This is a genomic window from Nostoc sp. CHAB 5715 (genome assembly GCF_020829685.1).
GTDB lineage: Bacteria > Cyanobacteriota > Cyanobacteriia > Cyanobacteriales > Nostocaceae > Nostoc.
On record NZ_JAIVFR010000149.1, the window covers coordinates 1 to 10096 of the forward strand.

Consider the following 10096-nt stretch of genomic DNA (forward strand, 5'->3'; position numbering starts at 1 on the left):
TGATTCCTACCTAACACGTAGACGCTGAACCTTCTCCCAAAGGAAGAGGCTACGCCAAGACAATTAAAGATATAGGGTTCTATTCCATAGTTTTAGTTCCTTTCCAGGAATAGGTAAAATCTTCATGAGAGCTAATACCAATTATTTAATAATTGCAGGATAAATTTTCAATCGGCAATTAGCAATGCCTCTAGAAAATCACTCTAGAGGCAATTGGTGCTGTGGGTTTTATTAAGTCAACGAACGTTAATGAAGATAATTATTTTTTATGTAATTTTTTGGAAAAATCTTTTGGTTTCGTTGCGATGTCTAACCACAAGCCGCTTCTCTACGAGACGCTGCGCGAATGCGTCTACGCAAATTTTAATACTATCTTCTATCAGGTGATCTACCAAAGGGATGATTTGATAGTTGGAATTGTCATGGTTTAGTAAAATTGATTAAATGAAATCAGGGGGCATCATGGTAGAAAGTAATCCCAAACGGCAGCTGGTAATTATAGGGGGAGCCGAAGACAAGGAAGGAGATTGCCAAATTCTGCGGGACTTTGTGCGACGCGCTGGGGGTACGAAGGCGTATATTGTAATTCTGACGGCGGCGACAGAATTACCAAGAGAAGTGGGAGAAAATTATATTAGAGTATTTGAGCGGCTGGGAGCCGAGACTGCTCGCATTATTGATACGGAAACCCGCGAAGATGCTTCTTCATCTACCGCATTGGAAGCAATTAATAAAGCAACTGGAGTATTTTTTACCGGGGGAGATCAAGCTCGCATCACCAATATCCTTAAAGGCACTGATATAGATACAGCGATTCATCAACGGTTCTCTGAAGGTGTAGTTATCGCAGGCACAAGCGCGGGAGCCGCCGTAATGCCAGACGTAATGATTGTGGAAGGCGACTCAGAAACACATCCTCGGATTGAAACTGTTGAAATGGGCCCCGGTCTTGGTTTTCTACCAGGAGTGGTAATTGATCAGCATTTTTCCCAGCGGGGACGCTTGGGACGCTTAATTTCAGCTTTGATACTACAGCCTGCTGTTTTGGGATTCGGTATTGACGAGAATACCGCTATGGTCGTGACAGATAACCAAATTGAAGTTATTGGTGAAGGTGCGGTTACGATTGTTGATGAATCAGAGGCTACATACAACAATATGGACGAAATTTTGAAGGATGAGTCTTTGGCGATTTGCGGAGCAAAGCTTCATATTTTGCCACATGGCTTCAAATTTGACTTGAAAACCCGTCAGCCTATCCTAAATAATGGCTCTGTGGCAAATATGTCTGTAGCTGTTGGTTAAATCAACAGCTAACTTTTAGCAGGTGCGTTTAAATTGAGTCAATAGTTAATACTTGTAGATTACAGACATTTATTTCTTGAATATCCTCCCAAATACTCTCACAAATAGCGGACATAGCCCCGCATTTTCAGGAGGAAAGGGGAGGATTTATTATTAATATTCTTTTTATAAACTTCTATGACAATCTACTTTTATAGCACTCGTGAAGAATATGGCTGTTTCTCTAACTTTTCGCCCCACGGCTTTAAATTAGATGGATTGTATTGGCCAACTAGCGAACACTACTTTCAAGCGCAAAAGTTTGTGGGTACACCTCATTTAGAACAAATTCGTCTAGTTAAAACACCTAAAGATGCCGCAAAAATGGGGCGTGAGAGAACCCGTCCCCTACGGCAAGATTGGGAACAAGTTAAAGACGACATCATGCGGCAAGCTGTGCTATCTAAATTTCAAACTCATACAGATATCAGGGATATCTTACTTTCCACAGGCAATGCAGAAATTGTTGAAAACTCGCCCATCGATTTTTACTGGGGTTGCGGAGCCGATGGTAGTGGTAAAAATATGCTAGGAAAAATTTTAATGGAGGTGCGAGAGATCCTACACCATACATACAGCGCAAATGTTGATAATAGAAAATTTCTAGGTTTTTGTTGACACCTATGGGCATTGCCATGCCCCAAAAGAGCGTATTTGTATCATTATTAAACGCCTACTTAACCTACGCTGTGCTAAACCAAACCAACCTGATGAAAGATACCTTGTGGTTTTGGGAACACTAGATTTAGCACCAGACTGAACAGGAAAGGGCTGATGTCTAAAGGCGAATGGAATAACAGATCGAAAAATACAGTTTCCGTGCAATTACCCATAACATACTTAAAATCAGTGAAGCGTAATACAATTACCCATGAATTTGACTCTGGTTCACAAGCAGAAATACTACCTATACAGGAAAGTGACGACATATCGGAAGCATCCAAGCTACTACGGCTAGGAATTCAACAGCAGCAAACTGGTGAATTAATAGCGGCTTTAAAGTCCTTACAACAATCCTTGGGGCTGTTTCAGTCCGTTGGGGATTTGCAAAAACAGGCACAGGCACTTTCTTTTTTAGGATTGGTAACTTACACAGCTGGAGACTACAAAGGTGCTATCTCCTACTCCGAACAGTGTTTGTCTTTGGTCAAAAACACCTCAGATTTCGCAGTGCAAATGCAAGCACTTTCCCATTTAGGGAATGCATATCGTCACCTAAATGACCATAACAAGGCTATTGAATTTTTGGAAAAGTGTTTAAAAATAACGCAACAGCTGCAAGACAAACGTAGTCAAGTAGCAGCACTGAATAATTTAGGATTGGTATATAAAGCTTTGGGCAACTTTACGCAGGCAATTGAGTATCAGCAGCAAAGCCTAGAAATTGTCCGGGAACTCAAAGATAACTGGGGCGAGGAACAGGTACTCAAGAATTTGGGTAATGCTTGGTATGCTTTGGACAATTACCCAAAAGCGATCGCCTATTATGAGCAGTGTGTAGTACTAGCACGCTCCTTAAAACATGTTCGCAGTGCTTCTCAGGCGCTAAAAAATTTAGGGAATGCTTGTTATGCCTTAGGTGATTATGCTAAAGCCATTAAGTATTATGAAGAACGGTTGCAATTAGCTAGAGAAATTCAAGACAAGCGTAGTGAGGAACAGTCTTTAGGTAACTTAGGAGTTGCTTGTGAAGCTTTGGGTGACTATAACAAAGCCATTAAGTATTATGAAGAACGTTTGCTGTTAGCTAGAAGTATCAAAGATCGGCGCAGTGAAGAAGAAGCTCTTGATCGTCTGAAAACTGCTTGCTACGCCTTGGGTGATTATGCCAAAGCTATGCAATACCAGCAAGGAACATCTTCAGATAATTCGTAATACTTCGGCTACGCCCTTCTCTACGAGAGGCCGCGCCAACAGCTACGCTCAGGACAAGCGAGCGTACAAGTTCGTAATACTTCGGCTAGGCCCTTCTCTACGAGAGGCTGCGCCAACGGCTACGCTCAGGACAAGCGAGCGTACAAGTTCGTAATTCGTAATAGGGATTTAGAAAGAGCCACAAAACTTGCTGGTGCCATTAGCTCTCTTGACAAAAACGCCCAAAAATCGTTAAAAGCAAAAGAGGGAAAGGAATAATTAAGAGTTAATAATTTAAAATTACTCGCATAGGTCAATTTCTCCCATTATCTTTTGTTGCTGGAGATATCCAAGAACTTCTAATGTATCTACTTGGGGAAATTTGGCGTAAAAATTACTTACACTCCAAAAGGGTTTCGGTGTTTGCAAGACAATTGTGCGATCGCCCCACTGTTCTAACCAGGGTAGCAATGTTTGTGGCGCTACTGGAGTACATAGCCAAACTGCTGCTGGAGAAAGCGTTTTGAGAGCAGTTGCCGCTACCGCTATTGTCATACCTGTAGCAATGCCATCATCAACTAAAATGAGCGTAGCATTCTCTGCATTCACCTGCGGACAAGCAGGAATTAATTGAGCCTCAAGAGACTTAGCAAGGTTTATCGCTTTATTTAAAGCTACTTCCCGCCACCGCGCATCATGTTTAGAGCGAAATAGCTTTTGATCAGTCCAAAGAACGTTTCCAAAAGTAGTCACTGCACCAATTGCTAACTCTGGGTTTTCTGGATGGCTAATCTTTTTCGCCACAACAATTGTCAACGGACAATCCAAAAGACGTGCTATTGGTGCTGCTACTGGTACACCCCCTCTTGGCAAAGCATAAACAATTGGTACAGGCTTTACCCCAGAATCAATAGTTTGCTGAGTCAAAACATTATGAATCACTCGCGCCAATTCCTCACCCGCATGGGTGCGATCGGCGAAAAGCGGGGTATGTAACATGGTTTCCCCCAGCATGTTAGGACGGTACTGCTTTATATGATGACTGAATTTTGTCTCAAATTAACTGATACAATCAGATTTGTATAAATAATTAAGTATTCAGCAAAAGTCTATTTATTCTGATAAATCTTCAACCAGAGCAGTATTTAACTCAGATAAGACAGATGGTGCTGATGCCAAAATCCTAATTTTCATGAGCAGCGAAACCCAACTCAGCCTCTTCGACGACTCAACCCTTAACCAACGAGAACTGATTCCCACAGACGCTAAAATTGCGATCGCTCCGGGAACATATTCTGGCATTTCGGAGTTGACACAGGATTGCGATCGCTGCCATCGCTGTCCATTGGGAGACACTCGGACTCATGCTGTTGTCGGACGTGGTAATCTCAAAGCCCCAATTATGGTTATAGGAGAAGCGCCTGGTCAAAATGAAGACGAAATCGGCTTACCATTTGTAGGCAAATCAGGGCAGTTGTTGGAGAAAATTCTGGCATCTATAAATCTGAGTACTGAGCATGATGTATATATTGCCAATATCAACAAATGTCGCCCACCAGATAATAGAGTTCCTACACCTGTAGAAGTGGCGGCTTGTCTACCCTACTTACTAGAACAAATTCGCCTAGTTGACCCCAAAATAATCCTGTTAACAGGTGCAACTGCTGTCAAAGCCATCACAGGCGATAAGCGGGGAATTACGAAAATTCGCGGACAGTGGCTAGAGTGGGAAGGGCGTTTATGTATGCCAATTTTTCATCCTTCCTACTTGCTGCGTAACCCTTCTAAAGAAAGAGGTGCGCCGAAATGGTTGATGTGGCAGGATATCCAGGCAGTGCGTGCCAAGTTAGACGAAATTCAAAATAACAGCTAATAAACATCTAATGACTCAATTTTGGATTTTGGATTTTAGATTTTAGATTGAGCCAAGTTTTGAGAGTTCGACCAGTATGATCGTTAAGTTGGTTGAACCCATTAGAAGTTCATAGCTGACAGCTTGATGTTTGAAATTGATTTCACACCAGAAGCATTAGAAGATTTGCAGACTTTTCGAGCCTACGAACAACGGCAGATCATTCTGGCAATTGAAGAACAACTTCAGTATCAGCCAACTCAGGCAACTCGTAATCGCAAGCGCCTCCGACCGAATAATCTTGCAGAATGGGAGCTTCGTGTTGATACGTTTCGGGTGTTCTACGATGTTGATGAGGACTTGTCAGTCGTCAAAATTGAGGCGATCGCCTACAAAGAAGGAAATACACTTTATGTTCATGGGGAGGTGTACGAGTTATGAAAACCATCACGATTTCAGAAGACTCTGCTGAAATTCGCGCACTACTAGAGCAAGCGCGTGACGAGGATGTTATTGTGCGCCTTGCTGATGGCAGTGAGTTTGTCCTCAGCGCAATTGATAATTTTGATATCGAAATTGCTCGAACGCGCCAAAATGAGAAATTGATGGCATTACTGGATGAACGTGCCAAGCAAACGCAGACGATTTCACTTGATGAAGTCAAACGTCGATTAGGTCTTAGCAGTTGAGTCAGGGCTATTTCATTCTCATCTAGCCCGCCTCAGAATAAATTCTGAGGCTAATAGCAAAAGTCGTCTAAAGACGACTAAGAAAGGCTTTTAGTCCACTTTAGTGGACTTGAGCTAAAAGCCTGTGAACTTTAGTTCTGGGCGGTTTATGTTTAGAACGAAATAGCCCTGGCAGTTGAGTACTCACAAAGCATAATCAAGTTGACTTATGTTTGTGCTACTCAAAAGAGACGTAACGGGTCGCAACACTGATAACCTGCCCTCGATGAACTTTACACAAAAGCTTTGAAAGCATATTTGCGGAAATATAACCGTAATCAGATTTTGAACAAACTGAATCAGATTTATTCTCAAGAGTCCTCTGAACTAGATCCAGTATTAGCAAAGTTACAATTTATGTCCTTGCCCCGTGAGGATTGGTAGTGTATCGCGGAGAAATTTGGTGGGCAAATTTGCCTGATCCACTCGGTTCGGAACCTCCAGAGAGGATTCAATTTCTTGGAGCAGGAGTTTTTTGATGGTCATAAAGATAGACACTAAGTACAGCTTTGCGTAAAATCGTAACGTTTTTAATGCAAGGAGACGCATTGGCATTGTCAGCCGATGCATTGGCATTGTTAGCCGATGCATTGGCATTGTTAGTCGATGCATTGGCATTGTTAGTCGATGCATTGGCATTGTTAGCCGATGCATTGGCATTGTTAGTCGATGCATTGGCATTGCAGGGTATTGCCAAATTTAATTCGCTACGAATTAATGAAATGCTGTACTAAGTTAAGTTACCATTACGTCAAGTCAGTCAGGGAAATTAGCCCATGAGCTTCGTTTTAGAGCGTGAAACACCTCCTCTCCGAGAAGACGAAACTGGAGCAATTCGAGTTGGCAATTCAAGAGTTTTACTAGAGGTTGTAATCCGAGCTTTTCAGGATGGCGCATCACCTGAGTCTATTGTCCAAAGGTACTCGACCCTATCATTGTCAGATGTTTACAGCACCATTGGTTACTATCTTCGGCATCAAAACGCTGTAAAATCCTACCTTAATCACAGAGAACAGTTAGCTGAATCTGTACAGCAACGTTTGTCCAGTGTTCAACCTGATTTGAGTCTGATTCGCTCTCGCTTGTTAGCTCAACAACAATCTTAAGGTAATGTTGAGCTTGTTAAGCGATGAAAACTTTAATGGCGATATCGTTCGAGGGCTATTTCTGCGTCAACCCAATCTTGATTTACTTCGGGTTCAAGATGTTGGTTTACAGGAAGTAGACGATCCAGCGATTCTAGATTGGGCAGCAACGAATGAGCGCATTGTTTTAACCCATGATCGTGCAACAATGCCAAACTTTGCTTACGAGCGATTGATAACGGGAAAGCTGGTGTCAGGATTATTTGTAGTTAATGACCAGAAAGAAAAAGGTACAAGCCCCTAAATTTATTTATGGAAAATAAAAAAATGTATTTCGAGATACGTAGTACAAGAAATACTACGTCAGTTGACTCAAGCCCCTAAATTTATTTATGGGGTTCTTAATCTTAATTTTGACTTTTGACTTTTGACTTTTGACTTCCCCGAAGGGGCTGACCGGATGCCCATCAGACAGGCGATTGATGAATTGCTACTGCTTGTTGATTTTAGTAAGCAAGCAGAATGGAAGGGAGTTGTACTCTATCTACCTTTATAAGTAATTTATACGAAGTCTTGAATTACTTAGCAGTCTTTTTCAATTCTTGCCATCTTTGTCGCAGTCGCTGCAAGTTAGGACTATGACCGCCATAACGCCAGCCAACATAGGCTTGACAAATTTCATCTATAACTTCAGCAGTTGCCGGGGAATGATGCTGATATGATCCTCTGGCATATTCCAAAGGTGTTTGTGCTGGATGCTTACCTAAACCTTTTTGGGTTGTCCATTGCAGCATTTGTTGATAAAGGCTCTCCATTGCTGGCAATTTCTTTAACCATCGACGATTGCGCCACTCTCGCCACTGACCCCAACCCAGCCAACCAAAGAAAGCTGCCGTAGTTGTCAAGATTAAGCCAGTTAATACACCAAACCAACCTTGAGAGAATAAAGCTAAAAACCAAGCGATCGCTCCAATCAGCCACTTAAATATTGTCTCAAATACATTATTCAACAAACCTGTCACTGGAGAAGGCAACCACCCAGCAACCCAATGCCACAACTGACGCAACACACTAAAAGTCTGAGTATCTTCCACTGATGGAGGTATGAGGGGATGATTGGGAATCGGGTCAAAGGCAAACCAGCCATATTTAGGAAAATATACTTCCGTCATCGCATAAGCGTCAGTATTACGAACAACATATAGCCCTGTAAATGGATTAAATTCTCCTGCACTAAACCCTGCTACCAACCGCGCTGGGATACCAATGGAACGCAACATTACCGTGAGAACTGTTGAGAAGTGGTCTGGATAACCACCTTTATATTTGAATAAAAAAGCTTCTACTAAGTCATCTTTTTCTCCCAAATAAGGCAAATCTAAGGGATTTTGGGGAAGAGAGTAACGTTGCTTTAAATATTGAGCTAAGTAGAGAGCTTTTTCGTAGGCTGAATCTAGGCTTTTAGAAGACTTTGTTACCCCTTCTTGATTGTAGTTAGCGAGAATTTCTTCGGTACGTTGTCGGACTTTTTCGGCAATTTCGGGAGGAATTTGGAGATAATGCTGTTTAATATCTCGTGGATATTTAGTAGAAGCTTTACCTAATTTAGTGCGATCGCGGTATGGTACTTCAGAAATTACTGTGTAAGTGAGTCCTTCTGATAATTCCACAGGCGATCGCAATCCGTCTTCTTTATCAACCGCGATCATTGGTGTGGGAAAGTAAATCTCCTTAGGATAAGCCATCGCCGGAATTAGGTTAGGTAAATCCGCTACCACTGTATAAGTTTGTACTATCTCTTGGGTTTTAGCAGTAATCAGAGGCCGATTCAAGAAAATTTGGTAAGACCAAGACGATCGCTTGATAGTTGTAACATCTTCATTACGGGAAACTTCCCATCCCTTACCCGTATAACGGTCAAATCCTAGAACTCGCCAAAAACCCTCAGCTTGCGATCGCACCCGCATCACAACTTTAGGTTTCATCTCGCCCCGCAGGTTTTGGTTAATTTGGCTATTAAAACCGTAATAAAAGTTATTATCTACTTTACCTGGTTGACCAGTTTGATTTTGTCCCGTACCACCGCTACCACTGCCTTGATTATCACCTTTACCTTGGCGGACATAACCGGGATTAATGATATTACGTCCGGTGAAATTACCTTTTACTGGAATCGCAGAACTTACAGGAAAATTGCGTAATTGATAGCCAGGAAATCTGGGTAAAACAGCAAAAATTGCCAGTCCCAGACCGACAATTAGGAAAAAATTCAGAATTAAAAATTTAAAATTAAGAGTTGAGGAATTCTTCTGATTTAATTTTTCATTTTTTATTTTTAATGGCTGCAAACCCAAGCGTGAGCGATAATCTAATACTAAAGTTGGCAGAGCGATCGCTAAAAATAACAGCAACACAGGTGCAAATGCTAAAGTCTGACTTAACGTTGCCGCCACACCCAATAAAATCAGTCCTATAACAATCGAATAGCCCAAATTTTTCCGACGGGGTGTATCAAAGCTATGTAACACCTGGAGTTGAATTAATAACTCTGCCAAACCCAACCGCGTATCATTCAACTCCCCCACTAATCGCCCAAAGAAAGCACCCAGCGCTACTAACATTCCGATAGCGATACAAAACTTAACTGCAACATTGCGATCGCGGCGACGATAGTAACTCCAAATCGCACCCAATACACTCAGGGGTAATGCCCAAAAACTGAATGAAGTTTCGGCAGCGATATCCGTCGCCACAATTCCCAAAACAACCAACGCTAGCACCAGCACCCGCAAAGAAATTGAATCTTCCACCTCTATTAAAGGCGATCGCTGCGGATTTTGCCGCCAGAAATTACCTACAGGGATACGCCAAAACCGATTCATCTTGGATAAGTTAAGCATTTCGAGTCTAAGTGAAAATTCCACGGAAATAATGCTGAGGACGAAACTGTTCGCCCTACTTTAAAGTATTCCCGTTACAAGAAGCTTTCTTATCCTGTTTTCACGCATCTATGAAGTTTTAACGCCTATTTTACAAATTAAATTCCTCGCAGCAAGTTCCCTCCCCTTTATAAGGGGAGGGTTAGGGTGGGGTAAAACCTTAGTTAATCAGCTATTTCAGACTTGTGTGTACACCATAGCCCCCCAAGCGGGGTGGGGTTCTTGGGGTTTAATAAGTAATCAAGCGAACATGATATAAGGTTACCGCGAACTGTAACGGGAATACTTTAAAGT

At 42.1% G+C, this 10096-nt stretch carries 12 protein-coding genes; 10 read left to right on the forward strand and 2 right to left on the reverse strand.

Going from position 1 to position 10096, the window contains the following annotated elements:
* Nucleotides 1-462: 462 nt before the first annotated feature.
* The 3 genes from LC574_RS10645 (at nt 463) to LC574_RS10655 (ending at nt 3219) form a co-directional block, all read left to right on the forward strand.
* Nucleotides 463-1305 (forward strand): cyanophycinase, encoded by an 843-nt coding sequence (locus LC574_RS10645; protein ID WP_229453504.1) that lies wholly within the window; start codon nt 463-465, stop codon nt 1303-1305.
* Nucleotides 1306-1482: 177 nt separating this feature from the next.
* On the forward strand, nt 1483-1962 hold the full coding sequence (locus tag LC574_RS10650) for an NADAR family protein (RefSeq protein ID WP_229453494.1): 480 nt from the start codon (nt 1483-1485) through the stop codon (nt 1960-1962).
* Nucleotides 1963-2118: 156 nt separating this feature from the next.
* Nucleotides 2119-3219: a tetratricopeptide repeat protein gene (locus LC574_RS10655; protein WP_229453495.1), complete on the forward strand. Its 1101-nt coding sequence runs from the start codon at nt 2119-2121 to the stop codon at nt 3217-3219.
* Nucleotides 3220-3498: 279 nt separating this feature from the next.
* Here LC574_RS10655 and LC574_RS10660 read toward each other — a convergent pair whose 3' ends face one another.
* Nucleotides 3499-4197: a phosphoribosyltransferase gene (locus LC574_RS10660; RefSeq protein WP_229453496.1), complete on the reverse strand. Its 699-nt coding sequence runs from the start codon at nt 4195-4197 to the stop codon at nt 3499-3501.
* A gap of 193 nt (nt 4198-4390) precedes the next feature.
* Between LC574_RS10660 and LC574_RS10665 the strand changes: the two genes are divergently transcribed.
* From LC574_RS10665 to LC574_RS37925, 7 genes are all read left to right on the forward strand, one after another.
* On the forward strand, nt 4391-5071 hold the full coding sequence (locus LC574_RS10665) for a uracil-DNA glycosylase family protein (protein ID WP_229453497.1): 681 nt from the start codon (nt 4391-4393) through the stop codon (nt 5069-5071).
* Nucleotides 5072-5197: 126 nt separating this feature from the next.
* Complete coding sequence (locus LC574_RS10670) at nt 5198-5491, forward strand: type II toxin-antitoxin system RelE/ParE family toxin (RefSeq protein WP_229453498.1); 294 nt, start codon at nt 5198-5200, stop codon at nt 5489-5491.
* Nucleotides 5488-5739 (forward strand): hypothetical protein, encoded by a 252-nt coding sequence (locus LC574_RS10675; protein ID WP_229453499.1) that lies wholly within the window; start codon nt 5488-5490, stop codon nt 5737-5739. The genes LC574_RS10670 and LC574_RS10675 overlap by 4 nt, the downstream gene beginning before the upstream one ends.
* Nucleotides 5740-6311: 572 nt before the next feature.
* Nucleotides 6312-6512: a hypothetical protein gene (locus tag LC574_RS10680; RefSeq protein ID WP_229453500.1), complete on the forward strand. Its 201-nt coding sequence runs from the start codon at nt 6312-6314 to the stop codon at nt 6510-6512.
* Between the two features lie 42 nt (nt 6513-6554).
* Nucleotides 6555-6884, forward strand: a complete 330-nt coding sequence (locus tag LC574_RS10685) for a DUF433 domain-containing protein (RefSeq protein WP_229453501.1) — start codon at nt 6555-6557, stop codon at nt 6882-6884.
* A gap of 4 nt (nt 6885-6888) precedes the next feature.
* Nucleotides 6889-7167 carry a DUF5615 family PIN-like protein gene (locus LC574_RS10690; RefSeq protein WP_229453502.1) on the forward strand — a complete coding sequence of 93 codons (279 nt, stop codon included), beginning with the start codon at nt 6889-6891 and terminating at the stop codon, nt 7165-7167.
* Nucleotides 7168-7290: 123 nt separating this feature from the next.
* Nucleotides 7291-7419, forward strand: a complete 129-nt coding sequence (locus LC574_RS37925) for a hypothetical protein (RefSeq protein WP_267871487.1) — start codon at nt 7291-7293, stop codon at nt 7417-7419.
* A gap of 22 nt (nt 7420-7441) precedes the next feature.
* Here the strand turns inward: LC574_RS37925 and LC574_RS10695 are convergent, their stop codons facing one another.
* Entirely contained in the window at nt 7442-9745 is a 2304-nt protein-coding gene (locus tag LC574_RS10695; RefSeq protein WP_229453503.1) for a DUF3488 and DUF4129 domain-containing transglutaminase family protein, read from the reverse strand.
* Nucleotides 9746-10096 lie beyond the last annotated feature (351 nt).

Bases quoted from the DNA above. Each gene is read 5' to 3' on its own strand.
- LC574_RS10675 (WP_229453499.1), top strand. From the start codon at position 5,488: ATGAAAACCATCACGATTTCAGAAGACTCTGCTGAAATTCGCGCACTA.
- LC574_RS10695 (WP_229453503.1), bottom strand. From the start codon at position 9,745: ATGAATCGGTTTTGGCGTATCCCTGTAGGTAATTTCTGGCGGCAAAAT.
- LC574_RS10660 (WP_229453496.1), bottom strand. From the start codon at position 4,197: ATGTTACATACCCCGCTTTTCGCCGATCGCACCCATGCGGGTGAGGAA.
- LC574_RS10645 (WP_229453504.1), top strand. From the start codon at position 463: ATGGTAGAAAGTAATCCCAAACGGCAGCTGGTAATTATAGGGGGAGCC.
- LC574_RS10655 (WP_229453495.1), top strand. From the start codon at position 2,119: ATGTCTAAAGGCGAATGGAATAACAGATCGAAAAATACAGTTTCCGTG.
- LC574_RS10650 (WP_229453494.1), top strand. From the start codon at position 1,483: ATGACAATCTACTTTTATAGCACTCGTGAAGAATATGGCTGTTTCTCT.
- LC574_RS10665 (WP_229453497.1), top strand. From the start codon at position 4,391: ATGAGCAGCGAAACCCAACTCAGCCTCTTCGACGACTCAACCCTTAAC.
- LC574_RS10685 (WP_229453501.1), top strand. From the start codon at position 6,555: ATGAGCTTCGTTTTAGAGCGTGAAACACCTCCTCTCCGAGAAGACGAA.
- LC574_RS10670 (WP_229453498.1), top strand. From the start codon at position 5,198: ATGTTTGAAATTGATTTCACACCAGAAGCATTAGAAGATTTGCAGACT.
- LC574_RS10690 (WP_229453502.1), top strand. From the start codon at position 6,889: ATGTTGAGCTTGTTAAGCGATGAAAACTTTAATGGCGATATCGTTCGA.
- LC574_RS10680 (WP_229453500.1), top strand. From the start codon at position 6,312: ATGCAAGGAGACGCATTGGCATTGTCAGCCGATGCATTGGCATTGTTA.